This window comes from Arthrobacter sp. P1_H7 (assembly GCF_056405215.1).
Map to the genome: position 1 here is coordinate 118,445 of NZ_JBFUCO010000001.1, position 25,086 is coordinate 143,530.

The 25,086-nt window shown below is 67.3% G+C and carries 23 protein-coding genes; 11 read left to right on the plus strand and 12 right to left on the minus strand.

Going from position 1 to position 25,086, the window contains the following annotated elements:
- Positions 1 to 31 precede the first annotated feature (31 nt).
- The 4 genes from AC1DXI_RS00540 (at position 32) to AC1DXI_RS00555 (ending at position 1,989) form a co-directional block, all read left to right on the plus strand.
- Positions 32 to 448 (plus strand): VOC family protein, encoded by a 417-nt coding sequence (locus AC1DXI_RS00540; protein ID WP_476937004.1) that lies wholly within the window; start codon positions 32 to 34, stop codon positions 446 to 448.
- Positions 449 to 510: 62 nt separating this feature from the next.
- The gene (locus tag AC1DXI_RS00545) at positions 511 to 1,026 is read left to right on the plus strand and encodes a GNAT family N-acetyltransferase (RefSeq protein WP_476937005.1); all 516 of its coding nucleotides are present in this window, start codon (positions 511 to 513) and stop codon (positions 1,024 to 1,026) included.
- A gap of 70 nt (positions 1,027 to 1,096) precedes the next feature.
- On the plus strand, positions 1,097 to 1,744 hold the full coding sequence (locus AC1DXI_RS00550; RefSeq protein WP_476937006.1) for an MBL fold metallo-hydrolase: 648 nt from the start codon (positions 1,097 to 1,099) through the stop codon (positions 1,742 to 1,744).
- A gap of 44 nt (positions 1,745 to 1,788) precedes the next feature.
- On the plus strand, positions 1,789 to 1,989 hold the full coding sequence (locus AC1DXI_RS00555; RefSeq protein ID WP_079553982.1) for a transcriptional regulator: 201 nt from the start codon (positions 1,789 to 1,791) through the stop codon (positions 1,987 to 1,989).
- A 73-nt stretch (positions 1,990 to 2,062) separates the two neighbouring features.
- Here AC1DXI_RS00555 and AC1DXI_RS00560 read toward each other — a convergent pair whose 3' ends face one another.
- Both AC1DXI_RS00560 and glnA read right to left on the minus strand, forming a co-directional pair.
- Entirely contained in the window at positions 2,063 to 2,386 is a 324-nt protein-coding gene (locus AC1DXI_RS00560) for a hypothetical protein (RefSeq protein WP_476937007.1), read from the minus strand.
- 322 nt (positions 2,387 to 2,708) lie between these two features.
- Positions 2,709 to 4,133, minus strand: coding sequence for a type I glutamate--ammonia ligase (gene glnA, locus AC1DXI_RS00565; RefSeq protein ID WP_018772378.1), 1,425 nt, complete (start codon positions 4,131 to 4,133; stop codon positions 2,709 to 2,711).
- A 284-nt stretch (positions 4,134 to 4,417) separates the two neighbouring features.
- Here glnA and AC1DXI_RS00570 point away from each other — a divergent pair, with 284 nt between their 5' ends.
- Positions 4,418 to 4,855, plus strand: a complete 438-nt coding sequence (locus AC1DXI_RS00570; protein ID WP_018772379.1) for an RDD family protein — start codon at positions 4,418 to 4,420, stop codon at positions 4,853 to 4,855.
- Between the two features lie 404 nt (positions 4,856 to 5,259).
- Here the strand turns inward: AC1DXI_RS00570 and AC1DXI_RS00575 are convergent, their stop codons facing one another.
- The 4 genes from AC1DXI_RS00575 to lipB all read right to left on the minus strand — a co-directional run bounded on the left by AC1DXI_RS00575 (position 5,260) and on the right by lipB (position 8,320).
- Positions 5,260 to 5,622 carry a DUF3817 domain-containing protein gene (locus AC1DXI_RS00575; protein ID WP_476937008.1) on the minus strand — a complete coding sequence of 121 codons (363 nt, stop codon included), beginning with the start codon at positions 5,620 to 5,622 and terminating at the stop codon, positions 5,260 to 5,262.
- A 185-nt stretch (positions 5,623 to 5,807) separates the two neighbouring features.
- Positions 5,808 to 6,557, minus strand: a complete 750-nt coding sequence (locus AC1DXI_RS00580; RefSeq protein WP_018772381.1) for a DUF4191 domain-containing protein — start codon at positions 6,555 to 6,557, stop codon at positions 5,808 to 5,810.
- A 90-nt stretch (positions 6,558 to 6,647) separates the two neighbouring features.
- Positions 6,648 to 7,655 (minus strand): lipoyl synthase, encoded by a 1,008-nt coding sequence (gene lipA / locus AC1DXI_RS00585; protein WP_018772382.1) that lies wholly within the window; start codon positions 7,653 to 7,655, stop codon positions 6,648 to 6,650.
- On the minus strand, positions 7,652 to 8,320 hold the full coding sequence (gene lipB / locus AC1DXI_RS00590) for a lipoyl(octanoyl) transferase LipB (RefSeq protein ID WP_018772383.1): 669 nt from the start codon (positions 8,318 to 8,320) through the stop codon (positions 7,652 to 7,654). Before lipB ends, lipA begins: the two co-directional genes overlap by 4 nt.
- Before the next feature lie 107 nt (positions 8,321 to 8,427).
- On the opposite strand from lipB, the gene AC1DXI_RS00595 reads away from it, so the two are divergent.
- The 4 genes from AC1DXI_RS00595 (at position 8,428) to AC1DXI_RS00610 (ending at position 13,554) form a co-directional block, all read left to right on the plus strand.
- Positions 8,428 to 10,050: a serine/threonine protein kinase gene (locus tag AC1DXI_RS00595; protein WP_476937009.1), complete on the plus strand. Its 1,623-nt coding sequence runs from the start codon at positions 8,428 to 8,430 to the stop codon at positions 10,048 to 10,050.
- A gap of 268 nt (positions 10,051 to 10,318) precedes the next feature.
- Positions 10,319 to 11,761, plus strand: coding sequence for a glutamate/gamma-aminobutyrate antiporter GadC (gene gadC / locus AC1DXI_RS00600; RefSeq protein WP_476937010.1), 1,443 nt, complete (start codon positions 10,319 to 10,321; stop codon positions 11,759 to 11,761).
- Complete coding sequence (locus AC1DXI_RS00605; protein WP_476937011.1) at positions 11,758 to 12,204, plus strand: hypothetical protein; 447 nt, start codon at positions 11,758 to 11,760, stop codon at positions 12,202 to 12,204. Before gadC ends, AC1DXI_RS00605 begins: the two co-directional genes overlap by 4 nt.
- Before the next feature lie 3 nt (positions 12,205 to 12,207).
- Positions 12,208 to 13,554, plus strand: a complete 1,347-nt coding sequence (locus AC1DXI_RS00610) for a M20/M25/M40 family metallo-hydrolase (protein WP_476937012.1) — start codon at positions 12,208 to 12,210, stop codon at positions 13,552 to 13,554.
- On the opposite strand, the gene AC1DXI_RS00615 is transcribed toward AC1DXI_RS00610, so the two are convergent.
- Positions 13,551 to 14,444 carry a TIGR01777 family oxidoreductase gene (locus AC1DXI_RS00615; RefSeq protein WP_476937013.1) on the minus strand — a complete coding sequence of 298 codons (894 nt, stop codon included), beginning with the start codon at positions 14,442 to 14,444 and terminating at the stop codon, positions 13,551 to 13,553. The two genes, AC1DXI_RS00610 and AC1DXI_RS00615, sit on opposite strands and share 4 nt — an antisense overlap.
- Before the next feature lie 74 nt (positions 14,445 to 14,518).
- On the opposite strand from AC1DXI_RS00615, the gene AC1DXI_RS00620 reads away from it, so the two are divergent.
- Positions 14,519 to 18,118 (plus strand): S41 family peptidase, encoded by a 3,600-nt coding sequence (locus AC1DXI_RS00620; protein WP_476937014.1) that lies wholly within the window; start codon positions 14,519 to 14,521, stop codon positions 18,116 to 18,118.
- A gap of 96 nt (positions 18,119 to 18,214) precedes the next feature.
- Here the strand turns inward: AC1DXI_RS00620 and AC1DXI_RS00625 are convergent, their stop codons facing one another.
- Complete coding sequence (locus tag AC1DXI_RS00625) at positions 18,215 to 18,643, minus strand: OsmC family protein (RefSeq protein ID WP_090581955.1); 429 nt, start codon at positions 18,641 to 18,643, stop codon at positions 18,215 to 18,217.
- A gap of 166 nt (positions 18,644 to 18,809) precedes the next feature.
- On the opposite strand from AC1DXI_RS00625, the gene AC1DXI_RS00630 reads away from it, so the two are divergent.
- On the plus strand, positions 18,810 to 19,193 hold the full coding sequence (locus tag AC1DXI_RS00630; protein ID WP_476937015.1) for a VOC family protein: 384 nt from the start codon (positions 18,810 to 18,812) through the stop codon (positions 19,191 to 19,193).
- Positions 19,194 to 19,310: 117 nt separating this feature from the next.
- Here AC1DXI_RS00630 and AC1DXI_RS00635 read toward each other — a convergent pair whose 3' ends face one another.
- From AC1DXI_RS00635 to AC1DXI_RS00650, 4 genes are all read right to left on the minus strand, one after another.
- On the minus strand, positions 19,311 to 19,661 hold the full coding sequence (locus AC1DXI_RS00635) for a hypothetical protein (protein WP_018772389.1): 351 nt from the start codon (positions 19,659 to 19,661) through the stop codon (positions 19,311 to 19,313).
- A gap of 148 nt (positions 19,662 to 19,809) precedes the next feature.
- Positions 19,810 to 21,567 (minus strand): 2-oxoglutarate dehydrogenase, E2 component, dihydrolipoamide succinyltransferase, encoded by a 1,758-nt coding sequence (gene sucB, locus AC1DXI_RS00640; RefSeq protein ID WP_476937016.1) that lies wholly within the window; start codon positions 21,565 to 21,567, stop codon positions 19,810 to 19,812.
- A 126-nt stretch (positions 21,568 to 21,693) separates the two neighbouring features.
- The gene (gene lpdA, locus AC1DXI_RS00645) at positions 21,694 to 23,079 is read right to left on the minus strand and encodes a dihydrolipoyl dehydrogenase (RefSeq protein ID WP_018772391.1); all 1,386 of its coding nucleotides are present in this window, start codon (positions 23,077 to 23,079) and stop codon (positions 21,694 to 21,696) included.
- A gap of 263 nt (positions 23,080 to 23,342) precedes the next feature.
- Entirely contained in the window at positions 23,343 to 24,869 is a 1,527-nt protein-coding gene (locus AC1DXI_RS00650) for a leucyl aminopeptidase (protein WP_476937017.1), read from the minus strand.
- Positions 24,870 to 25,086: the final 217 nt, after the last annotated feature.

The window sequence follows — 25,086 nt, forward strand, 5'->3', positions numbered from 1 at the left end:
CACTTGCTGCGGGCGGTGCTACCTTGGGCCAATGGCCAGGCAACTTTTGGTGAACCTTCCCGTCCGGAATCTCGATAAGACCGTTGAATTCTTCACGGCGCTGGGATTCTCCTTCAACCCCGACTTCACCGATGAGAACGCCACCTGCATGATCGTCAACGACGGCGCGTACGTGATGCTGCTCGTCGAGTCCTACTTCAAGACCTTCACCTCGAAGTCCGTCGCCGCTACGGCCGGCACCGCGGAGGTCATCATGTCCTTCTCGCTTGAGAGCCGCGAGGCCGTGGACGAGGTCATCCGCACCGCCCTGACCTCCGGGGGCACGGCATCGGAGGAAGCCCAGGACTACGGCTTCATGTACACGCACAGCTTCCAGGACCCGGACGGCCATCTCTGGGAAGTCTTCTGGATGGATCCGGCCGGACCACCCAAGGACGCTGCGCTGTAGCTGCAGTCCTGTAGCCGCTTTCCTGTAGGCGGGGGTACCGGCGGCGCGGGTACGCTGTCTACATGTCCGGACACGTATGGCTGCTGCCTTTGAAGAACCTCGACGACGACGCCCGCGCCATCAAGCTTGGGGAGATCGCGCTGCTGGAGCTCGGCGAGGGGCAGCAGAAGTTCGTGGGGGACCCGCTGCGGATGATGCTGATCGGGCTCGAGGAAGAGTCCCGGCACCCGTTCGCCGTGGATGCGAACGGGGCCGCCGTGGGAGTCCTGACTCTCCAGGCCGGAGCGGCGACCCTCGCGGGCTGGGCCGAGGACCACACCGCCTGGCTCCTGCGGGGCTTCCTGATCGACCGGCGGCAGCAGGGCAAGGGCCTCGGCACCCTCGCCGCGGAGGCCGCCGTGCGGGAGGCAGCCAAACTGACGGCGGGCCTCGGCAGCGGCCAGACCGGTGTCGTACTCTCCGTCAACGAACTGAACCCCGGCGGTCAAGCCGCTTACCGCAACGCCGGATTCGAGGACCGCGGCCGCTACGAAGGCGGCGACCCCGGCCCGCAGCGCGTCATGTACCGGGCATTCTGACCGGAAGCACACCTTGACTGGGACGACGTGTGCTCCAGTATGGGGTCATGATCAGCCACTAGAAAGGTGCATGATGGGTCGCTCGCAGATGCAGGTAGAACCGGTCATCCAGGAACTCCACATCCCCGCCGGGCTGGCAGGGCCGGTTGAGTTGACGGTGGACGTACGTTGTTTCCTTGTGCCGCACGCGGCGGGGTTGCTATTGATCGATACGGGCCCGGAAGGAAGCATGGATGCGATTGCGGCGGCCTTGGACCGTGTCGGAGCAGCATGGAGTGACATCACGGACGTCGTCCTCAGCCATTGGCATCCGGACCATGTCGGCGGCCTCGGCGAAGTCGTGGAACGGAGCCCCCTGGCCGCGATCTGGGCCGGTGCGGCGGACGTTTCCCAGATTCGTTCCGCGGTGCCGGTGCGCCCGCTCGTGGAACGTGACAGGGTCCGTAGTCTTCAAATCGTGCAGACGCCCGGCCATACCGCAGGACATATCAGCTTGCTGCACGACGACGGAATGCTGTTCGTAGGGGACGCTGTTGGGACAGCCGGAGGAGTTATGCGACGGCCGCCGGAGAAGTTTACAGCGGACTCGACGACAGCCGAAGAGTCGCTTCTGAGACTGAGCTTGCTGGAACCGGACCGGATGCTCTTTTCCCATGGACCCGAGATCCCTGACCCTGTTGGGGCATTACGCCGGCTTCTTGCTGTCAACGATGGTTGACGCACCTCCTGGCGTCAACTAATGTTGACGTCAGGAGGTGCGTCATGCAGACATTGATTGGCTCGATGGACGGCAAGGGGCCGGCCGAGGCACTCTACGCCGTGGCGGAGCTTCACAAAGAGCTGGCGCGCACGGAAACCGAAGTAGTGCTGCGTGCCCGGCAGGCCGGACTGTCGTGGGAGGCCATTGCGGTGTGCCTTGGCGTCAGCAAGCAGGCCGTGCACAAGAAGTACGGAAAGCGCTGAGGTGTGGAAGCGCTGAACTATGCATTAGCCAGACCTAGGCCGCGACCGGAATGCCGAAGGTATCTCGCGGGTCCTAACGGCCTTTGCGGGCCACAATTCGGATCACCGAGGCACGCAGCGGTCGGATAACCCAGACCAGGCCCGCAACGATCAGCACACCGGCGATGGAGAAAAGCAGCGGCAGCGGGTTTGAGCGGTCGGTACTGGCCAGTTGCGCCGTGGCAACGGGAGGTCGGGGCGCGGAGGACGGTGCCGGGCTGGCCGTGGCAGCCGGTGCCGGCTTCGCCGACGCGGCGTCGGCCGGGGCAGCTGCCGTGGCCGGGCCGGCAGCGTCGGCGGCCTGCGACTCAGATTGCGAGGCTGCCTGCGGCTGGACGAAACCACCGCTGGCACGCACAGGAACGATGGTCGGCGCGGCGGCATTCCGGGTTGTTGGCTGGACGGCCTTGACCTGACGGATGGTCTGTTTCCCGGGCCGTGCCGGAGCTGGAGCCTGTCCGGCTGGGGCCGGGGCGGGTGCGTGTTCAGCGGGTGCGTGTTCTGCGGGCGCCTGTTCAGAGGGGGCCGGGGCCGGGCCGGGGCCGGGCTGACCGCCACCGTCGTCCTCGCCGTCGTCAACCGCGTCGCCCTCAACGCAAAAAGAGTCCGCCCGGGCTGCCGTATGTGGCAGGCCGGGCGGACTCTCGTGGCACTGTGCGGTGCGTAGCCGCGTGTTGCGACTAAACGCCGTAGTAGAGCTCAAACTCGTACGGGTTCGGGCGCAGCGAGAGCGGACGGATCTCGTTCTCGTACTTGTACTCGATCCAGGTGTCGATCAGGTCCTGGGTGAAGACGCCGCCGGCCTGCAGGAACTCGTTGTCCTCGGCCAGTGCATCCAGGGCCTCCTCGAGGGTGCCCGGAGCCTTGGGGATGTCCTTGGCTTCTTCGGCCGGGAGCTCGTAGAGGTCCTTGTCGATCGGAGCCGGGGGTTCGATCCGGTTGCGGATGCCGTCGATGCCGGCCATCAGCTGGGCAGCGAACGCCAGGTACGGGTTGGAGGAGGGGTCCGGAGCGCGGAACTCGATGCGCTTGGCCTTCGGGTTGGAGCCCGTGATCGGGATACGGATACCGGCGGAGCGGTTGCCCTGCGAGTAAACCATGTTGACCGGGGCTTCGAAGCCCTTGACCAGGCGGCGGTAGGAGTTCACCGTCGGGTTGGTGAAGGCCAGGACGGCGGAGGAGTGCTTCAGCAGGCCACCGATGTACCAGCGGGCGGTGTCGGACAGGCCGGCGTAGCCCTTCTCGTCGTAGAACAGCGGCTCGCCGCCGGTCCACAGCGACTGGTGGCAGTGCATGCCCGAGCCGTTGTCACCGAAGACCGGCTTCGGCATGAAGGTCACGGACTTGCCCCAGGCATCGGCGGTGTTCTTGATGACGTACTTGAACTTCTGCAGGTCATCAGCCGCGTGGGTCAGGGTGGTGAACTTGTAGTTGATCTCAGCCTGGCCGGCGGAGCCGACTTCGTGGTGGCTGCGCTCGACCTCAAGGCCGGCCTCGTCCAGGGCAACACACATGGCGTCGCGCAGGTCGGCCTGCTTGTCGGTGGGGGAGACCGGGAAGTAACCGCCCTTGACCGGGGTCTTGTAGCCGAGGTTTCCGCCCTCTTCCTCACGGCCGGAGTTCCAGTGTGCTTCCTCGGAGTCGATCTTGTAGAAGCTGCCCTGCGGGGAGGACTGGTACTGGACGTTGTCGAAGACGAAGAACTCGGCCTCGGGAGCGAAGAACGCGGTGTCGGCGATGCCGGTGGAAGCCAGGTAGGCCTCAGCCTTCTCGGCCACGCCGCGGGGATCGCGGTGGTACGGGTCACCGGTACGCGGGTTCACGATCGAGAAGTTCAGTGCAAGGGTCTTCTCCATGCGGAACGTGTCGATGAACGCCGTCGTGACGTCCGGGATGAGCTGCATGTCAGACTCGGCGATGCCCTGGAAACCGCGGATCGAAGATCCGTCGAAAAGCTGGCCGTTGACGAAGAAGTCGGCGTCAACGCTCTTGGCGGGCACGTTGAAGTGCTGCTGAACGCCAGGGAGATCGGTGAAGCGGATATCGACGAATTTGATGTCTTCGTCCTTGATGAACTTGAGGACTTCGTCCGCAGTCTTGAACATCTATGCTCCTTACGCATATGAAAGATCTGGCCGTCAGGCACATTTGTCCAGCGCAGTCCAACAGCGGGGAAGGCAAAAAAGCTTCCCCGCTTCGCAGTCGCTAGCAACTGTTACCACCCTAAGGACGCGGGATTTCCCCGCAGTGTCCGCATTGTTTCGGGGAGGTTACAGAATGACCTGACACGTAAACGGTAGTCGCCAGTCCACACTGTGGCCTATCTGGTCCACAGTGTGACACCCTACCGCCCACACTGTGGACAGGCCAGAGCCGATAAGCTTGGAGGGTGGTTGATCGCAAAGACATCGGTTCATGGCTCAGCGGCCCGGACACATCCGGCATCTCCAGGTACCCGGGGGAGCGGCTCGGGTTGCCCGAGTCCGGGCCAAGATCGATCGCCCGTGCCGGCCGGCGCATCCTGGCGATCTGCATTGACTGGGGCATCGCGCTGCTGATCAGCAATTTCGCCTTCGGCGGCGACTCCTGGGCCACGCTCGCCGTGTTTGCCATCGAACAGATCCTGCTCATCGGCACCCTCGGCTACAGCATCGGCCACCGGATCGTGGGGATCCACGTGGTCCGGCCGGGCGGCGGCCCGGCGGGTCCACTCGCGGCCCTGGTGCGCACCCTGCTGCTGTGCCTCGTTATCCCTGCCGTCATCTTCGACCCGGACCAGCGCGGCCTCCACGACAAGGCCATGAATACGGTGCTCGTCCGGATGTAGCAATCCGTTGCCGGATGCACGACGGCGGTGCCAGGCAACCAGGCGCGGCGGTTCTTCGTCCGTTTGCCACGAATGGCCGCTAACCGCCCCGCATTGCGGCCATGTGCATCAGATGGGCAACGATGGCAACGGGGCGCGGCGGGCTCTCGTCCGTTGGCCACGAATGGCCGTTAACCGCCACGTTCGGCGGCGGTTCTTCGTCCGCTGGCCACGAATGGCCGCTAACCGCCCCGCATAGCGGCCATGTGCGTCAGATGGGCACAGCGATGGTGTTGGGGCGCGGCGGGCTTCTCGTCCGTTTGCCACGAACGGCCGCTAACCGCCACGCATATTGGCCATGTGCGTCAGATGGGCGGGCATAGCGATGGCGCCGAGGGCGCACAAAAACCCGAGGCTGGGCGGAGCTAGACCCCCGCCGTCTCCTGGGCCGGCGTAGGCGCAGCCTCTCCGGACCGTGCCGCCAGGTATCCGTGGCGCCCGGCCCAGCGCTCAAACCAAACCGTCGCGAAGGGGAAGACGGCGGAGAGCCCCGAGAGCAGGGCCACCCGGAACGGCCAGCGCAGCATCGCCCACAGGCTCAGCGCCGCAATCGCGTAGCCGATGAAGAACGCCCCGTGGATCGGACCGGCAATCTCCACGCCGAGTTCCGTCGTCCGGGTGACCCATTTGAGCACCATGCCGAGCAGCAGCGCGGCCCAGCTGAACGCTTCGGCGATCGCCAGCCCCCGGAAAATGCGGATCATCGTGGCGGTCGAGGGAAGTTTCATGCGTGTCTCCTGAGTTCTTGCGTCCGGTGTGGCGGTGTCCGGTTCATAGCGTCCGGGCGGACCGCCGTCGCGCCGTAAAAGGGCGGTACAAGAAACGCCCCGGCTGGCGGCCTGACGTGGCCGTGAACCGGGGCGATTCTGTACTGCGGGCAATTCTGTCATGCGGGCGCGGTACTGCCGCCCGGCTAGCGTCCGCGGGTCGGACGGGCCTTGTAGGGATCGATGCCCTTCGGGATGGGCAGGCGGCCGCCAAGCGAGGAAATGCGCTTGGACACGGCGCTGACCTCGGTCTTGGTCAGTTCACCCTTGAGCTTGTTCATCTTCTTGGCGATCTGGCTGAGCGGCACCTGGCCCTCGCCGCGGCCGCTTTCGATCACATGGATGGTGACGTTGGGGAGGATGCGTGCAAGGCGTTTGCGCTCGGCGTCGACCAGCGGCTTGACCCGGTTGCTGGGGCCTTCGCTGACAAGAACTACGCCGGGACGGCCGATGGCGCGGAAGACGGCGTCCTGCGTGCGGGGGTTCACGGCGACGGGCTGGTCCTCGGTGATCCAGCCGCGCTTGAGCGTGCCCAGCGCGGCACCTGAGGCGCCCGGCTGGTTCTCGATCTGCGCGAACGCGGCGCGCTCGGCGCGGCGGGACAGGATCAGCGTGGCCGCGAGGGCACCCAGGGCGATGCCGATGATCAGGCCGGTGATCCAGTTGTTGAGCAGGAAACCGACCAGGAGGCTGAGCGCAACAACACCCAGGAACGCCAGCAACATGAGCCACGGAACCATGGGATCGTGGCGGCGGGTCATCTGGAAGACCTCGCCGATCTGCTTCAGCCGGCTCGGCTTCTTGGCCTTTGCTTCCTTGGGCTTACGGGAGAAAAGACCGCGCTTCGGAGCTTCGGAAGCCGGGCTGGAGTTGCTGGGATCAGGGGAATTCGCCATAGTTCCTTAATTCTACGTGATGGACGGCCAAGGGCCGGCACCGGAGTCATCCGGTGCCGGCCCTTAATCGGAAGGGTGTCAGAGCAGGGTTCAGGAATGTGCCGCGAGCAGCGAGCTGGCTTCCTGGCGGGTGCTTCCGGAGCTTTCGATGTGCGCGAGTTCGGCCGGGATTTCCCAGCCCTTTTTGCGCATCGCGGTGGCCCAGAGCCGGCCGGCGCGGTAGGAGGAACGCACCAGGGGTCCGGACATGACGCCCAGGAAGCCGATCTCGTCGGCTTCATTCTGCAGGTCCACGAATTCCTGCGGCTTGACCCAGCGGTCCACTGGCAGGTGCCGCTCGGAGGGGCGGAGGTACTGGGTGATGGTGATGAGGTCGCAGCCGGCCTCGTGCAGGTCCCGCAGCGCCTCGGAGATTTCCTCGCGGGTCTCGCCCATGCCGAGGATCAGGTTGGACTTGGTCACCATGCCGAGCTTGCGGCCCTGGGTGATGACGTCCAGGGAGCGGTCGTAACGGAAGGCCGGGCGGATCCGCTTGAAGATCCGGGGCACGGTTTCGACGTTGTGGGCGAAGACCTCGGGCTTGGAGTCGCAGATCGCCTCGATGTGCTCGGGCTTGCCGGAGAAATCGGGGATCAGCAGTTCGACGCCGGTGCCCGGGTTCAGTTCGTGGATCTTGCGGACCGTTTCGGCGTACAGCCAGACGCCCTCGTCGGCGAGGTCGTCGCGGGCCACGCCGGTGACGGTGGCGTAGCGCAGCTGCATGGCCTGGACCGAGCGGGCCACCTTGGTGGGCTCGAACATGTCCACGGGGGAGGGCTTGCCGGTGTCAATCTGGCAGAAGTCGCAGCGCCGGGTGCATTCGGAGCCGCCGATCAGGAAGGTGGCTTCCTTGTCTTCCCAGCATTCGAAGATATTGGGGCAGCCGGCCTCTTCACACACGGTGTGGAGGCCTTCCTTCTTGACGAGGTTTTTGAGCTGGACGAACTCGGGGCCCATCTGGACCTTGGCCTTGATCCATTCCGGCTTCCGTTCCACCGGTGTGGCCGCGTTTCGCTGCTCAATGCGCAGCATCTTCCGGCCTTCTGGTGCCAGTGTCACAGTAGAGCTCCTTCTGGGGTTGCAACTAGGGCTTGTTCATTGTTGCGCAGTTCTTCGGTGATCCGCGACACGAGGTCCGCCGGGGTGACGTCCCTGCCAAGTTCCTGGGTGATCGTGGTGACTCCGGCGTCGCTGATCCCGCAGGCAATGATTTGGCCGTAGGGGGCGAGATCGTTGTTGCAGTTGATCGCGAAGCCATGCATGGTGACGCCTTCGTGGACGCGGATGCCGATGGCCGCGATCTTGCGGTCCGGACCCTTTTCGTCCTCTTCGATCCAGACGCCCGCGCGGCCCTTGATCCGGACGGCGGCGATGCCGTAGTCCGCCAGCACGGCGATGATGACCGCTTCCAGCCGCTCCACGTAGTCGCGGATGCCGGCCTTGTTCCGGAGTTTGATGATGGGGTAGCCAATGAGCTGGCCGGGGCCGTGCCAGGTCAGCTTGCCGCCGCGGTCCACGGCCACAACGGGGGTTCCGTCAAAGGGCCGTTCGTGGTCTTCGGTGCGCTTGCCGGCGGTATAAACCGCGGCGTGTTCGAGCAGCAGTACAGTGCTGGGCGCGGTGCCCGCGAGGACCTTTTCATGCAATTCGCGCTGGATGTCCCATCCGCGCGTGTAATCGATGAAGTCCGGGGCGAGACCCAGCTGTTTGAACTCAAGAGTCATGGCATCAAGCTTAGACCCCGCCGCACCCACCGCCCGTTTGTGTGCTTAAGCTCTCATGCCTGTGGATAACTTCTGCACGATTCCGCGCAATCGACTATTCCTTGGGTATGGAAGATTTCCCGCCGGCCGCCGGTGCGGTCCCCGAGTTTCCCGGTTACGACGTCGGACGCCTGTTGGGGCGCGGCGGCAGCGCCACGGTCTGGCTCGCCACCGAAAGGTCCACGGGCCGGGAATTCGCCCTGAAATGCTTCGATGCAGGCCGCACCGCACCAGAGCAATCCGAGGCGGAGGACGTCATGCGGCGCGAAGTCCGGATCCTCTCCGCCCTGGAACACAGCCATCTGGTCCGCGCGCACGCCGTGGTGCGCCTGCCGGCTCACGAGTCCGGCGGCGGCAGCCTCGGGCTTGTGCTGGACTACGCGCCCGGCGGCTCAGTGGCGACGCTCGTGGGGAGCCGGGGACGCCTGGGCCCGGGAGAAACGGTGACGGTCCTGACACCCATCGCGCAGGCCCTGGCATACCTTCACGGCCAAGGCTTCACCCATGGTGACGTGGCCCCCGGCAACGTACTCTTTACCGCCGAGGGAAAACCGTTGCTGGCCGATCTCGGCGTCGGGCGCATGGTGGCCGACGCCGCTCCTGTCTCAGAGGCCGGCACGGCAGGATTCCGGGATCCCGCCCCCGTGGACGCTGTGCGGGCCGGGCTCCAGCCCGAGCGCGACATCTACTCCCTGGCAGCCCTGGGCTGGTATTGCCTCACCGGGCGGGCTCCGGAGCCGGGGGCGCAACGTCCACCGCTGAGCCTGCTCGCGCCGGAGGTGCCGGCAACGTTGGTGGCGGCCCTCGAGGCGGGCCTGGGTGGGGAGCGGCGGCAGCGTCCCGCGGCGGCGGAATTTGCCGCAATGGTTTACCGCAGCGCCCGGGCGGAGCCCGTCGACCTGTCGGTCTCCGTGCACCCCACGGTCATCCCCCAACTGCTCACACGCAAGGCCGTGCACCCCGGCCCGGGCCGGCGGCCAGGCACTGTCCGGGCCGGACTCCACCGCGGGCTCCGCCGAACCCCCGCGCGGCGGGCCCTGCTTCCCGGTCTCGCAGCTGCAATCCTGCTCGCCGGCACCTGGCTGCTGGCCGGCGGCGGGCTGGCCTCCGGCGCCGTCGCCGGGCTGTTTCCAGGGTTCGTGCCGGGCCACGATGTGCCGGGGCAGGCAGGAAGTCCCGTGGGCCCCGAGAGACCGGCGGCCCCGTCGGAGGGTCCGGCCGGCGAACCGCTGCCCTCCGCCGCCGACGGCGGGGCCACCGCCATCCTTCCCGATCTTGAGGCACTCCTGGCCTCAGCCGACCCGGTGGAGGCAGTCCGCGGCCTGGCCCGGCTCCGTTCGCTGGCACTGAGCTCCGGCGACTTCAGCCTGCTCGATGCCGTCAACGCCCCGGAGTCAGCGGCCGCCGCCTCCGACGGCCGGATCAGGACCCAGCTCAGCGCCTCCGGCCATGTCCTGGCCGGATTCTCGACCTCCCTGTCCCGGATCGAAACCACCGCGGACAGCAACGCCGCCCGGGCCGTGGTGGCCATCACCACTGAGCCGTGCGCGTACCGGGAGGTCGATGGGAACGGCGCCACAGTGGCTGAAGTACCCGCAGGCTCCGCGCAGCAGCTTCACCTTGTCCTGGTGCCCGTCGACGGGCGTTGGCGGATCCAGGACGTTCTGCCCCCGGGGCGCGAAGCCGGCTAGGGTGCCGCCCGGTGGTCATCCTGGCCCCGGTCACCGACCTGCCCTGGAAAAGCAACCGAGGTCATGCAAATTAGCACCCCGGTGACCCGGCGAACAGAGGAGTTGGGAACTATTCCCTGCAAGTTCTAGGGGCCAAGCTGTAGGCATCGAGCACTTTGTGTGATAAGGGGGCAGTGGGCATGTTCAAACCGTCGACTACTCGCCCCAGGCGGTTTAGCTCCGCCTGGCCCGTGGCGCAGACCACGGGGCACCTGAGGGTGTGGCTTACGTGAGTGAACAGGCAGTGACCCGGCCAAAGGCACCTCCGGCCGTGTGGATCTCCTGGCTGGCCTTGGCGCTGATGACCACGAGTTCGGTGGCCAGTCTCCGCGCGGCCCCGACCATGGCCGTCTACGGCCTCGCTTCAGTCTTCCTCTACGTGGTTCCCGCGATCGTCTTCCTGCTGCCCACGTCCCTCGTGTCCGCTGAACTGGCGTCCGGTTGGAAGGGTGGCATCTACAACTGGGTATCGTCCGGAATTTCCAAACCGATGGGCTTCCTGGCGGTGTGGTGCCAGTTCGCGATGACGATCTTCTATTATCCGACCCTGTTGGGATTCGTCGCGAGCACGCTCGCCTACGTCATCAACCCGGCGCTGGCCAGCAACGGCGTGTGGACGGCTCTGGTGATCGTGGTCGCCTACTGGTCCGGCGTGTATGTCTCATCCCGCGGCACTAAGGGCGTAGCAGGCCTCGCCAGCGGTGGCCTGATCATTGGCACCCTGATCCCGGGCGCCCTCCTCGTGATCCTGGGCGCCGTCTACCTCGGCCAGGGCAATCCGTCGGCCGCTCCGATGACCGCGGCGAACTTCTTCCCCGAGTGGGCGGGCCTGGCCAGCCTGGTGCTGATCGTGAACAACTTCCTGTCCTACAGCGGCATGGAGATGAACGCGGTGCACGTGTCCTCCCTGAAGAACCCGGGCAAGGAGTACCCGAAGTCGATGTTCCTGGCCATGGGGCTCGTACTGCTCATCTTCATCCTGCCGGCGCTGGCGATCAGCTGGATCGTCCCGGCCGATGAACTCTCCCTCACCGCCGGTGTCATGCAGGCCTTCGACGCGGTGCTGGCCTCCTTCAACCTGCAGGCGCTGACGCCGATCCTCGGCATCATGCTGGTCGCCGCCGCCCTCGGCGGCATGCTCACCTGGCTGGCCGGTCCGTCCAAGGGCCTGCTGCTGATCTCACGGGAGGAAGGTTACCTCCCGCCCTTCCTGCAAAAGCTGAACAAGAACGGCGTCCAGCAGAACCTCCTGGTCGTCCAGGGCCTCGTCACCACCGTGATCGCGCTCGGCTACGCGCTGATCCCGGATGTCTCCAGCGCGTACTGGATTTTCTCGGTGATCACCACACAGGTCTACCTGATCATGTACCTGCTGATGTTCGTGGCCGCGGTCCGGCTCCGCCGCAACGACCCGGACCACGCGCGCGGCTTCCGGGCGCCGATGTTGGTCGGACTCTGCGGGGTTGGATTTACCGCCTCCCTGGCCGCCCTACTCGTCGGGTTCGTCCCGCCGTCGCAGTTCGGCAACGGCGATCCGGCCGTCTATTTCCTGATCGTCGCCGGCGGCGCACTGGGACTGGGCCTGCTCGTGCCATTCCTCTTTTACAAGTTCCGCAAGCCCTCGTGGAAGCTGCCCGCCCAAGAAGCGCAGACGGAGGAACCTACGTCATGAGCACGCATCAGGAGTCCTCTACCAAGCGCAGCCGCTCGGTCGTATACATCGTTGCCATGATCCTGCTCGTGGTGTTCGCCGTCGTCGCTCTGCTGTCGTTCAGGTCAGCGAGGGAGACCCAACAATCCCTGGCGAAGGCAGATCAACTGATAGCGGCGATCGAATCAGCCGGCGGGACGGCACCCTCGCGCGAGCAGATAGCCCGGGTGCTCGGTGACGACGGCGGCGCGGTTTGCGCGAACCCGAACGGCGCGCTGAGCCGGGCCACGTTCCTGAGCCAGCTGACGAACGGGGCGACCGGGCCTGGATACAGGCCGGTAATCGCAAACGCCCGGATCGCCGTAGGCCAACTCGCGATCATCAAGGTCTACTGCCCGGACCAGCTCGCTGAGTTCCAGGAGTTCATCGACAACCTCAAGACGTACCACACAGGTGGTGCGTGAGCCGTGGACCTGCGCGCCCGCATCACCGATCTGATGCATCCGGCACGGGAGGAGCTCGCCGAGTTCGTGGCCATCCGGTCGGTGGCGGATGCGCGGCAGTTCCCCGCCGAGGAATGTGCCAAGGCTGCCCAGTGGGTGCTGGACAAGTTCGCAGGGCTCGGATTTTCCGACGTGCACCTCGAACGGACCCCGGACAGCTCCGACGCGGTGGTCGGCTCCAGGCCGGGACCCGATCCGAATGCGCCCACCGTGCTGCTCTACGCGCACTACGACGTCCAGCCACCCCTCGATGACTCCGCATGGCGGACCCCGCCCTTCGAGCTCACTGAAGTGGACGGGCGCTGGTATGGCCGGGGCGCCGCCGACTGCAAGGGAAACATCCTTGCCCACCTGCTCGCACTGAGGGCTCTCGGCAACAACGTACCGGTGAACCTGAAGCTGGTGGTCGAGGGGTCGGAGGAACAGGGCACCGGTGGGCTCGAGGCATTCGTCGCGAGCCACCCTGATCTGCTCCGTGCCGACACCATCCTGGTGTGCGACACCGGCAACGCCGCGGTGGGCCACCCCGCCGCGACCGTGACCCTGCGGGGGATGGTCAATGTCGTGGTGACGGTGGAAACGATGGCGTCAGAGCTTCACTCCGGCATGTTTGGCGGCGCGGCCCCCGACGCGCTCGCCGCACTGATCTCCATGCTGGCATCACTGCGGGACCGGCAAGGAAACACGACGATCCCGGGATTGGACAACGCCCAGACCTGGACCGGCGCGCCCTATCCGCCAGAGCAGTTCCGCACCGACGCCGGTGTGCTTGAGGGAGTCTCCTTGCTGGGGGACGGCAGCGTGTCCGACATGCTCTGGGCGCGGCCCGCCGTCACCGTGCTCGGCATCGACTGCCCGGCCGTAACGGGCTCGACGGCGGCGATCGTGCCGCGGGCCTCGGCCCGCCTGAACCTGCGCGTGCCGCCGGGAACGGCTGCCGCCGACGCCCACACGGCGTTGGTCAGCCACCTCAGGGCTGCCGCGCCTTGGGATGTCCACGTCGCGGTGGATCTCGAGGCCATCGGGTCGCCATTCCAAGCGGCAGTCGGCGGCCCGGCCTTTGAAGCCATGAGCGCCGCGATGTCGCAGGCCTACGGCAGGCCGATGACAACCCTGGGGCAAGGGGGATCGATCCCGCTCTGCAACGTCTTCGCCGACACCTACCCGGACGCGGAGATCATCCTGCTCGGCGTCGAGGAGCCGCTCGCCCTGATCCATGCACCGAACGAGAGCGTCGATCCGGGGGAGATCAGGGCCCTGGCCGAGTCCCTGGCCCTCTTCCTCCAGAAGTACGCGGCGTTGAACAGCTAGCCGCGCCCTGCCACCCAGGCGGCGGCCCCGGCGAGTGACGGGTGCTGCCAGGCGAAGCTGTTCTCCGCCAGGACGGCCGGCTCCAGCCGCTGGCTCGCGAGCAGCAGTTCCTCGGCGAGATCGCCCATCACCAGCCGCAGCACCGGGGCGGGAACCCGCAACGCCGCCGGCCGGTGCAGGGCCGTGGCCAGCTGCGCGATCAGGGAATTCACGTCGGCGGCTTCGGGGGCGCAGACGTTGACCGGTCCGGACACGGGCGCGGAGAGAAGGAAGGAAAAGGCGGCGGCCACATCGGGCAAAGTGATCCACGGCCAGAACTGCAGGCCATTGCCCAGCGGGCCGCCGACGCCGAGGCGCAGCAGCGGCAACAACCGGCCCAGTGCGCCGCCGGAACGGCTCAGGACGACGCCGGTGCGGGGCGTGACCACCCGGACCCCGGCAGGTGCCTCATGCGCCGCGGCCTCCCAGTCGACGCAGATCCGGGACAGGGTGCCGGTGCCGGCCGGCGCGTTCTCGCGCAGCACCGCGGCACCGGCGTTGCCGTAGTAACCGGAGGCCGACTGGCTCAGGAACACCGCGGGCGGCGAGTCGGTCCGCGCCATGGCGGCGGCCAGGGTCCGGGTAGCCCCCAGCCGGGAGGCGCTGAGTTCATTGACCCGTGCCCTGGTCCAGGGCCGGTCGCCGATTCCTGCGCCGGAGAGGTTGACCACCGCGTCCGCGCCCTTCAGCGCGGTGTCGTCGATCCGGCCGGCGGCCGGGTTCCACTGGAACTCGGCTGGGGACGCGGGGGCACGCCTGACCAGTGCGACGACGTCGTGCCCTTCGCTGCGCAGTGCGCCCGAAAGGGCCGTTCCGATCAGCCCGGAGGCCCCGGCAATGAGGATTCGCATGATCCATCTCACCATGCCCGGCACGGCCGCGAAACCTCCCGGGCCGTAAGGGCCGTTGTCGCTATGATCGAACGATGACCCCCTCGAGTTACTTCCGTTTCCCGCATCTGCACGGCGATCTGGTCACTTTTGTGGCCGAGGACGACGTCTGGATTGCACCCGTGGGCGGGGGCCGCGCCTGGCGCGTGTCCTCCCTGCAATTGCCGGCCCGCAACCCCCGCTTCACCCCCGACGGCAAGCGCCTTGTCTGGACCGTCGTGCAGGGGACTGCCCCGGAAGTCGTCACTGCCAACGTCGACGGCGGCGGCTACAGCCAGCTGAGCTACTTCGGCCACCCTTCCACCCGGGTCAAGGGCTTCACGCCCGACGGCGACGTCCTGGTCACCAGCGCGTTCCGCCAGTCAGACAGCCGTCACACCCACGCCTACAGCCTCCCCGTGACCGGCGGCTGGGCGCAGGAACTCCCGTTCGGCCCCGTCGAGTCCGTGGCCTATGGCCCCGTCGTCGGCGACGAACGCCCCGTGGTGCTCGCCAGCGTCCTGTCGCGTGAGCCCGCCTGGTGGAAGCGCTACCGCGGCGGCGCCGCCGGCAAGCTGTGGATCGACGCTGACGGAAACGGTGAATTCGTCCGGCTCGCCGCCGCGCTGGACGGAAACCTCACGGACCCCCTGTGGGTCAAGGGTCGGATCGCGTTCCTGTCCGACCACGAGGGCTACGGAAACCTCTACTCCGTGCTGCCCAACGGCAGCGACCTGCGGCGCCACACGGACCACGAGGACTTCTACGTCCGCCACGCCGCCACCGACGGCGAACGCGTCATCTTCGAATCGGCCGGCGAGCTCTGGCTGCTTCCCAGCCTCGACGCCGAGGCCGTGAAGCTCGACATTGTGCTCGGCTCCGCCTCGCAAGCGCGCCGCCCCGCCCCGCTGAAGCCCTCGAAGCACCTTGGCGACGTCGTACCGGACCGCACGGGCGCGTCCAGCGCCGTCGAATCCCACGGAACCGTCCACTGGCTGCGGCACAAGGACGGCCCTTCCCGCGTCCTCGAAGCCACACCGGGCGTGCGGGCACGGTTGCCGCGGCCCTTTGGCGAGGGCCGGATCGCCTATGTCGCCGACCACGACGGCGTCGAGGCCCTGTACCTGAAAGCCATTGCGGCGCCTCTGGCCCGCGCGGTTGCGGCAACATCGAAGGCTCCGCAGGCCGCCGCGCAGGCCCCTGTCGAGCCCGCTGCCCAGTCCAACGCTACCTCCGAAGACGCCGGCATACAGTTGCCGAAGCCGGTGTCCGCCGCCGCGCTGACTGGCGCAGGATCAACCCCCGCCGCTGCCGGCGGCTCCGTATCCAGCCCGGTCACGGCGGGCCCGGCCGCGGCTGCTGCAGACGCATCCGGCTCCATCTCCGGCTCCCAGCCCGACCGGGCCGGTGCGGGCACCGCCGTGGAGGCAGCGCCTGCCTCCGATGAGCTGACGCGGATCGACTTCCCCAAGCCCAGCCGGGCCAGCGCCATCGAAGCCAGCCCGGACGGGCGCTGGCTGGCTGTCGGCACCGCCTTCGGTGATATCTACCTTGCCGACACACGCGCGGGCACCATATCCCAGCTGAGCAGCATCGGCGAGGGCAGCATCGAGGGATTCACGTGGTCCCCGGACTCCGCGTGGCTCGGCTGGTCCGAGCCGGTCACGTCCTTCGGGTCCCGCAGCCGGCTCCGGATCACCCGCATCGACGGCGGCACCGGCACGGCGATCATTGATGTCACCGACGGCCGGTTCCGCGACGAGTCACCGTCGTTCACCCCGGATGGCAAATACCTCGCCTTCCTCTCCAACCGCAGTTTCGATCCGGTCTACGACGGCCACTCCTTCGATCTGTCCTTCCCGAGCCCGATCAAGCCGTACCTCGTTGCCCTCGCCGCCGACACACCGTCGCCGTTCGGTCCGAGCATCGACCTCCAGCTCTCCGCTGACGACGCCGCCGCTGCTGCGGCAGGCGCCGCCGGAACGGCAGGTGCTGCGCCCGGGCCGCAGTCAGCAGCCAAAACCGTGCCGTCCGTGCGGGTCGACGCCGAGGGCCTGGCCCACCGCGTCATCGGGGTCCCGGTGCCGCAAGGTAACTACGCCGTACTCACCGCCGTCGCCGGCGCCCTGCTCTGGCTGGACAGCGAGCTCGCCGGCACCACCGGTGAGGGCCGGGCCAGCCTTGAGGACAAGGGTGCGGCGCCGAGCCTGGTCCGCTACGACTTGGCCAAGCGCCGCACAGCCACGATCGTTGAGGCCCTGGACAGCTACCGGCTCTCCGGCGACGGCGAAAAGATCGTATTCATCCAGGACAAGCAGATCCGCGTTGCGCCGGCCGCCGCCAAGGCCGACGAGGACTCCGGCCAGCTGGTCAAGGTGGATCTTGGCCGCATCCGGGTGCAGCTGGACCCGCTCAGTGTGTGGGGCCAGGCCTTTGACGAGGCATGGCGGCTCCAGCGTGACTTCTTCTGGACTGAGGACATGGCCGGCCAGGACTGGGAGTCCGTCCATGCCCGCTATCGTCCGGTGGTCGAGCGCCTCGGCTCCCATGACGACCTTGTGGACCTGCTGTGGGAGCTGCACGGCGAGCTCGGCACGTCCCACGCGTACGTCCGCCCCATGGCCGCTGTCGAGAACGGCAGCAGCCCGCAGGGCCGCCTCGGCGCGGATCTGGAGTTCACCGGCGAGGGATGGGAAATCACCCGCATCCTCGCGGGGGAGTCCTCTGACCCGATGGCCACTTCGCCGCTGACCCGGCCCGGCGCCGACGCCAAACCGGGCGACGTCCTGCTGGCCATCGACGGCGTCGAGCTGACACAAACGCGGACCCCGGCAGTGCAGCTCGTCGGAGCGGCCGGCCGCGCCGTGGAACTCACCCTGCGCAACGGCGCCGGCCATGGTGCGGCCGCGGGCGCCCAGCGCCGCGTGGCCGTGGTCCCGGTCAAGGACGAGGAGCGCCTGCGCTACCAGGAATGGGTCTCCGGCAACCGGCGGACCGTCCGGGAAGCCTCGAACGGGACGTTCGGCTACCTGCACATCCCGGACATGATGGCCAACGGCTGGGCCCAGCTGCACCGCGACCTCGACACCGAAACGGCCCTGGACGGCCTGATCGTCGATGTCCGGCGGAACCGCGGCGGACACACCTCCCAGCTCGTGGCCGAGCTCATCGGGCGAAAGGTCACCGGCTGGAGCATGCCGCGCGGGGAAAAGCCGCGGACGTACCCGCACCACGCTCCCCGCGGACCGGTCATCATCCTCACTGATGAGTTCGCCGGCTCCGATGGCGACATCATCACGCAGGTCTCCAAGCTGCGGGGGATCGGGCCCGTCATTGGCACCCGCACCTGGGGCGGCGTCGTCGGGATCGACAACCGCTTCGCGCTGGCCGACGGCACCGGCGTCACCCAGCCGCGCTACGCCACCTGGTTCGCCGGTGGCGTTGGCTGGGGCGTGGAAAACTTCGGTGTCACCCCGGATATTGAGGTGACCTTCCCGCCGCACGCCTACGCCGCCGGAACCGACCCGCAGCTGGAGTATGGAATCGGGGCGCTGAAGGAAATGATCCAGGAACTGCCCACGGACCGTCCGCCGCTGCGCGAGGGTTACCGCCGGGTCCGGCCCGCACCGCTGCCTGCACGCCGGCCCGTCAGCTAGGCCGCTGCGCCTGCCGGGCGCACACCGCTAAAGTGCGAAGGCCCCCGTTCCCTGACCAGCAGGGAACGGGGGCCTTCGCCGTTGGCGGGTCAGGAGCTAGGAGGCCAGGGTGGCGTCGAGGGTGATCTCGATGCCGGTCAGGGCGGCGGAGACGGGGCAGCCGACCTTGGCTTCCCCGGCCAGCCGCTGGAAGTCGTCTGCGGAAATGCCGGGGACCCGCGCGGCGACGGTGAGGTGGCTGCCGGTGATCCCGGTGCCGGGCTGGAACGTCACGTCGGCCTTGGTGTTGATCTCCTCGGCCGTGAAGCCGGCCTGGGCCAGGCCGTTGCTGAACGCCATGGAGAAGCACGCGGAGTGTGCTGCCGCAATGAGCTCCTCGGGGCTGGTCTTGCCCTCGGCGGCCTCGGCGCGCGCCTTCCAGGTGACGTCGAAGTTGCCCAGCCCGGAGCTGTCCAGGGTGGTGTTGCCGGCGCCTGTCATCAGGTCGCCATTCCATACTGTGTGTGCGGTGCGTGTTGTTGCCATGTCCACTCCTCGACGTCGTTGTGAATCAGGGGTCCGGCGAGATGCCGGAGCCTGCCGTGATCAATCCTAGGGATTCCGTGCGCCCGCCGCACAGGGGTTCCGCTGTCAGTGGATTGTGACCCGTGCACAGTGTTGTCCTGACAGCGGTTGTCCGTACAGTGGCGTCATGGAAATTACCGAAGATGCGCAAGCGCCTGCGCCGACGCCTGCCCGCATCGCCACGATAATGGTCAACGCCGTCGACGCCGAGGGCCTGGCGCAGTTCTGGGCTGAGCTGTTGGGCACGGCGGTCTCGTCGCGCTTCGAACAGTTCGTCTGGCTGGAGCCCGCCGGCCCCGGAGCCCCGCAGTTGGCCTTCCAACAGGTCCAGGAACCCACGGGCGGCAGGCGACGCCTGCACCTGGACATCCATGGGCCGGACCCTGCGGCGTTGCGTGCCCGCGCCGAGTCCCTCGGTGCCGGGTTCGTGGAGGGCAATGACATTGGCGACTTCCACTGGGATGTCATGCAGGATCCCGAGGGCAACGAATTCTGCATCGCCGGCGAGTGACAGTCCGGCCTAACGAAGCCAGACTAACGGCGGCGGCCTTTACGACGGCGGCTTAACGACGGCGGCGCCGCACCCCGGCGGGGGAGCGGCGCCGTCATGGCCGGTGCAGTCAGCCGGTTACTGCCACAGCGTCGCGATCGCAACGTTGAGCAGTGCCAGGCCGCCAACGCTGTTGGCGAGGCCCTTGCTGATCGGCTCGCCCTTCTTGTACTTGCGGCGGCCAATGAAGGCCAGCACGCCGACGATCAGGGCGATGACGAGCTTGACGCCGAGCTTGGCGTAGTTGGCGTTCATGTCCAGGGCCGGGATGAGTCCCATCATGATGATGCCCGTGATCAGCTGCAGCATCGCGCCGTCGAACTGGCGCGGGTGGACGGTGGGCTTCTTCATCTGGCCGATCCAGATGCCGACAATCATGGCGGCGCCGATGATGTGCAGGAAGACCATGACGTTATAGACGATGTTCATGGCATCAGTGTAGCCAGAGTCTTCTACGCACCGTAGTAGGACCCGCCGCGGGCGCCGGGAAGGAACAGCAAAAACGGCGGCGGCACGGGCACCCGGTGGTTTCCCACCGGAGCCCGCMCCGCCGCCGCCGTTGGTGTGCTCTTAGACCTTAGAGGCCGAGGTCAGCTTCGAAGGCGCCTTCCTCAAGGCGTGCCTTCAGCGTCTGCAGGAAGCGTCCCGCGTCGGCGCCGTCGACCAGACGGTGATCGTACGTCAGGGAGAGGTACATCATCGAACGGATGGCCAGCGAGTCATCGCCGTTCTCGTCGGCGACCACCACGGCCCGCTTGACGATCGCGCCGGTACCGAGGATGGCAACCTGCGGCTGGTTGATGATCGGGGTGTCGAACAGGGCGCCCACTGAACCGATGTTGGTGATGCTGAAGGTGCCGCCGGAGAGCTCGTCCGGGCCGATCTTGCCGTTGCGTGTGCGGTCGGCGACGTCGGCGATCTTGCCGGCCAGGCCGGCCAGGTTCAGGTTGCCGGCGTCCGAGATGACCGGAACCAGCAGGCCCTTGTCGGTGTCCACCGCAATCGCCAGGTGCTCGGCGTTGTGGTAGGTGATCTCCTGCTTGTCCTCGTCGTACGAGGCGTTGACCTTCGGGTGCTGCTTCAGGGCCTCGGCGACAGCTTTGGCGATGAAGGGCAGGAAGGTCAGCTTGGAGCCGTTCTGGGCCTGGAAGGAGTTCTTGGCCTTGGCGCGCAGCTTGGCCACCTTGGTCATGTCGACCTCGTGGACCTGGGTCAGCTGCGTGGAGATGTCCAGTGACTCGCGCATGCGGCGGGCGATGACCTGGCGGATGCGCGGGGCCTTCTGCACGGTGCCGCGCAGCGAGGATGCTGCGCCTGCGGCCGGCGCAGATGCGGCGGGGGCCGCTGCTGTCGCCGCCGGCGCGGAAGCGGCCGGTGCCGCCTTTGCCTCAGCAGCTGCCAGCACATCCTGCTTGCGGATTCGGCCGCCGACACCGGTGCCGGTCAGGGCCGCGATGTCGACACCCTGCTGGTTGGCCAGCTTGCGGACCAGCGGAGTGACGTAGCCGGACTCTGCCGGTGCGGCAGCTGCTGCCGCAGGTGCCGGAGCTGCCGGCGCGGCGGGGGCTGCAGCCGGAGCCGGAGCAGCGGGAGCAGCGGGGGCTTCCTGCTTGGGTGCTTCCGGGGCCGGGGCTGCTGCCGGGGCGGCGGGAGCTTCCTGCTTGGGGGCTTCCGGTGCCGGTGCGGGTGCAGCGGCGGGCGCCGGTGCGGCAGGTGCCGCGGCGCCGGAGCCGATGACGGCCAGGACGGAGCCGACCTCGGCCGTCTCGTCCTCGTTGACGCGGATTTCCAGGAGGGTTCCGGCAACCGGGGACGGGATTTCGGTGTCAACCTTGTCGGTGGAAACCTCGAGCAGCGGCTCGTCGACCTCTACACTGTCGCCGACGCTCTTCAGCCAGCGGGTCACAGTGCCTTCGGTGACGCTTTCGCCCAGGGCCGGCAGCGTGACGTCGTGTCCCTCACCCGCGGGAGCAGAAACGGGAGCGGCAGCCGGTGCCTCGGCAGCGGGGGCGGCGGGAGCTTCGGCGGCCGGTGCCTCCGCGGGGGCCTCTTCGGCGGGCGCGGCGGCCGGAGCCTCCGCGGCGGCCGGGGCGGCGTCGCCGGAGCCGATGCGGACCAGCGGGGCGCCAACTTCAGCGGTCTCGTCCTCGGCGACGAGGATTTCCTCGATCACGCCGGCGATCGGAGAGGGGATCTCGGTGTCTACTTTGTCGGTGGAGACTTCGAGCAACGGCTCGTCCACCTCTACCCGGTCACCGACCTGCTTGAGCCAGCGGGTGACGGTTCCTTCGGTGACGCTCTCACCGAGGGCGGGCAAGTTAACGGATTCAGACATGTCGTCCCCGTTCTCCTTATTGATCTTTAGTGCGGATGATTGCTGCCTTGGTTGAGCTTAGTGCACCCGGCATTTCCGGCCGGGTGCACCAAGCACAGAGTTCTTGCGGTGGTGCGGGCGGAGCTGCTAGCCGTGGAGGGGCTTGCCCGCCAGCGCCAGATGCGCCTCGCCCAGGGATTCGTTCTGGGTGGGGTGGGCGTGGACCAGCTGGGCCACGTCCTCCGGGTAGGCTTCCCAGTTCACGATCAGCTGGGCTTCACCGATCTGCTCGCCCATGCGGGCGCCGATCATGTGGACGCCGACCACGGGGCCGTCTTTCTGGCGGACCAGCTTGACCAGGCCGGACGTGCCCAGGATGGAGCTCTTGCCGTTGCCGGCCAGGTTGTATTCCTGCGTCTGGATCTGGTCCTCACCGAACTTCTCCTTGGCGGCCTTCTCGCTGTAGCCGACAGTGGCGATCTCGGGCTCGGAGTAGGTGACCTTGGGGATGTTGACGTCTTCGACGATGACCGGCTTCAGGCCGGCGATCTCTTCGGCGACGAAGATGCCCTGCTGGTAGCCGCGGTGGGCCAGCTGCACGCCCGGGACGATGTCGCCGACGGCGAAGATGTTTCCGACGCCGGTGTGCAGGCGCTCGTTGGTGATGACGAAGCCGCGGTCGATCGTGATCCCGGCCTCTTCGTAGCCGAGGTTTGCCGTGACAGGGCCGCGGCCGACGGCGACGAGCAGGAGGTCGGCTTCGAAGGTCTTGCCGTCCACGAGGGTGACCTTCACGCCGTCGTCGTTCTGCTCGACGCCCTGGAAGAAGACTCCGGTGGAGAACTTGATGCCGCGCTTCTTGAAGGCGCGCTCAAAGGCCTTGACGATCGTGGCGTCCTCGTTCGGAACCAGCGACGGGAGGCCTTCGACGATCGTGACGTCGACGCCAAAGGACTTCCAGACCGAAGCGAACTCGACGCCGATCACGCCGCCGCCCAGGATGATCGCGCTCTTGGGGATGTAGTCCATGGTGAGGGCTTCGTCGGAGGTGATGACCTTGCCGCCGATTTCCAGGCCCGGCAGCGTGCGGGAGTAAGAGCCGGTCGCGAGGACAATGTTCTTGCCCTTGTACGCGGTGCCGTTCACGACGACGGTGTCGGTGCCCTGAAGCTTGCCTTCACCCTCAATGACGGTGATGCCCTTCTTGCCCTTGATCAGACCCTGCAGGCCCTTGAACTTGCCGGCAATGATGCCGTCCTTGTAAGCGTTGACAGCGGTGATGTCGATGCTGTCAAGGGTCACGTTGACGCCGTACTTGGCCGAGTCGCGGGCGTGGTCGGCCAGCTCTGCCGAGTGCAGCAGGGCCTTGGTGGGGATACAGCCGTTGTGGAGGCACGTGCCGCCGAGCTTGCCCTTTTCGATGAGGCCGACGGTGAGGCCAAGCTGGACAGCACGGAGGGCGGTGGCGTAGCCGCCGCTGCCGCCGCCGAGTACCAGGATGTCGAATTCTTGCGCAGTTGCCTGATCGGCCACTAAAACGCTCCCTCGCGTGAACGATGACACGAGAGTACGCATCATCTGGTCTTGGAACCTGCCTGCCGTGATTGGGCCGGCCGGTTCCCTTTCATTGGTGACTACTTCATTTGGTTCTGCTTCTGGGAAACAAGGTTTACCTTAGCGAACCAGTAATACATGCTCCACCTTGCCATGGCGTTTGTGGAGCGCTTGTGTCCAGTGTCACGCGGCTTTGTGGCCGGGAAGGCATCGCCGCCCCGGCCACAAAGCTGCCGTGCGCGCTAGACGGCGTTGGCGAGGATGTCCTCGACGTAGGCCACCAGGGTGCGCACGGTGCTGCCGGTGCCCTGTTTGTGGTTGTAACCGTAGGGGCTGCCGTTGTTGAAGGACGGTCCGGCGATGTCAATGTGCGCCCAGGGGATCTGCTCGCCGTCCTTGCTCTTGCCGACGAACTCGCGCAGGAACACTGCGGCCGTCATCATGCCGCCGTGGCGTTCGCCGATGTTGGCGATGTCCGCGACCTGCGAGTCCAGGCTGGGGCGCAGCTCCTCGGGTAGCGGCATCGGCCAGACGAGTTCGCCGGCGCGGTCTGCCGCGGCCTTGAGCGCGCCGGTCACGGAGTCGGAGCCCATGACGCCGGCGGTGCGGTCACCGAGGGCAATCAGCTGGGCGCCGGTGAGGGTGGCGACGTCGATGATCGCGTCCGGGAATTCCTGGCTGGCGGCGACGATGCCATCGGCCATGACCAGGCGGCCCTCGGCGTCAGTGTTCAGGACCTCGACGGTCTTGCCGCCGAAGATGGTCAGCACGTCGGCGGGACGCTGCGCGGCGCCGGAAGGCATGTTCTCCGCGATGCACAGCCATGCGGTCGCCTTGACCGGCAGGCCCAGTTCGGCGAGGGCCAGGACGGTGTTCAGCACGACGGCGGCGCCGGCCATGTCGGATTTCATGTCGCCCATGCCGAGGTGCGGCTTGAGCGAGATGCCGCCCGTGTCAAAGGTGATGCCCTTGCCCACGAGCGCGATCTTGGCGGTGGCCTTGGCGGGGGCGTATTCGACCTTGACCAGTCGCGGCTGGCGGGTGGAGCCCTTGCCGACGCCGAGGATGCCGCCGAAGCCGTCCTTCTCCAGGCGCTTCTCGTCCCAGACGGTCACCTTGACGGGCAGGCCCTTGGCCAGTTCCTTGGCGGCGTCGGCAAACGTTTCGGGGTACAGGTGGCTCGGCGGCTGGTTGACCAGCGAGCGGGTGGCGTTGACGGCCTTGCCGATCAGGGCGGCGCGCTCCAGCACGGGTGCCAGGGCCTTGTCCGGGGCGAAGTCGGTGCGGATGACGACGTTCTTCACCGGATCCTTGAGCCCGTCCTTCGAGGACCGGAACTCCGTGTAGGAGTAGGCGCCCATCGCGGCGCCCTCGGCGACCGCCGCGACCTCGGCCAGGTTCGTCGTCGGCAGGGCCAGGGTGACGGTGGTGACGCCGGCCAGCTGGCGGACGGCCGAGCCGGCGGCGCGGCGCAGCGCCTCCTCGGAGAGCGGCTGCTTCGCGGACAGCTTGCCGACGCCGGCGAGCAGCAGGATGGTGGCGCCCGCCTCGGGCAGGCCGGGCAGCCGGTGGGCCTGGTCCGCCGCGCCCGTGATGCCAAGAACGCTCAGTGATTCCGCCAGGGCCTCCGCGGCCTTGGCCGTCAGCGGATTCTCGAGCAGGACCGGACCGTCCGGACCCTGTCCGACGCCGATGACGAGGGCATCGCTGGGGGACTTCTTCAAATCCCCCGCGACTGCACTAAGTTTGACTTCACTATTCTTGACCACGAGGACAGTCCTCAATTCTCTGTGATGGTTCTCGGTGATATTCGGCAGGAACTGCATGTTTGGCGCCCTGCCACGGATCCCGGGGCGCCGTCGGTGTGGGACGCAACCCGGTGTCAGCAAAACAAGCCCTGGGGCCACCACCGATCGTAGTCTCTCGACCGTGCGGACATTCAATCGAATGAGAGCTGGAGCACACACCGGGCAGGAATTAGCCCGG

Bases quoted from the DNA above. Each gene is read 5' to 3' on its own strand.
- AC1DXI_RS00540 (WP_476937004.1), top strand. From the start codon at position 32: ATGGCCAGGCAACTTTTGGTGAACCTTCCCGTCCGGAATCTCGATAAG.
- AC1DXI_RS00545 (WP_476937005.1), top strand. From the start codon at position 511: ATGTCCGGACACGTATGGCTGCTGCCTTTGAAGAACCTCGACGACGAC.
- AC1DXI_RS00550 (WP_476937006.1), top strand. From the start codon at position 1,097: ATGATGGGTCGCTCGCAGATGCAGGTAGAACCGGTCATCCAGGAACTC.
- AC1DXI_RS00555 (WP_079553982.1), top strand. From the start codon at position 1,789: ATGCAGACATTGATTGGCTCGATGGACGGCAAGGGGCCGGCCGAGGCA.
- glnA (WP_018772378.1), bottom strand. From the start codon at position 4,133: ATGTTCAAGACTGCGGACGAAGTCCTCAAGTTCATCAAGGACGAAGAC.
- AC1DXI_RS00575 (WP_476937008.1), bottom strand. From the start codon at position 5,622: ATGAAACTTCCCTCGACCGCCACGATGATCCGCATTTTCCGGGGGCTG.
- AC1DXI_RS00580 (WP_018772381.1), bottom strand. From the start codon at position 6,557: ATGGCGAATTCCCCTGATCCCAGCAACTCCAGCCCGGCTTCCGAAGCT.
- lipB (WP_018772383.1), bottom strand. From the start codon at position 8,320: ATGACTCTTGAGTTCAAACAGCTGGGTCTCGCCCCGGACTTCATCGAT.
- AC1DXI_RS00595 (WP_476937009.1), top strand. From the start codon at position 8,428: ATGGAAGATTTCCCGCCGGCCGCCGGTGCGGTCCCCGAGTTTCCCGGT.
- AC1DXI_RS00605 (WP_476937011.1), top strand. From the start codon at position 11,758: ATGAGCACGCATCAGGAGTCCTCTACCAAGCGCAGCCGCTCGGTCGTA.
- AC1DXI_RS00615 (WP_476937013.1), bottom strand. From the start codon at position 14,444: ATGCGAATCCTCATTGCCGGGGCCTCCGGGCTGATCGGAACGGCCCTT.
- AC1DXI_RS00620 (WP_476937014.1), top strand. From the start codon at position 14,519: ATGACCCCCTCGAGTTACTTCCGTTTCCCGCATCTGCACGGCGATCTG.
- AC1DXI_RS00625 (WP_090581955.1), bottom strand. From the start codon at position 18,643: ATGGCAACAACACGCACCGCACACACAGTATGGAATGGCGACCTGATG.
- AC1DXI_RS00630 (WP_476937015.1), top strand. From the start codon at position 18,810: ATGGAAATTACCGAAGATGCGCAAGCGCCTGCGCCGACGCCTGCCCGC.
- AC1DXI_RS00635 (WP_018772389.1), bottom strand. From the start codon at position 19,661: ATGAACATCGTCTATAACGTCATGGTCTTCCTGCACATCATCGGCGCC.
- sucB (WP_476937016.1), bottom strand. From the start codon at position 21,567: ATGTCTGAATCCGTTAACTTGCCCGCCCTCGGTGAGAGCGTCACCGAA.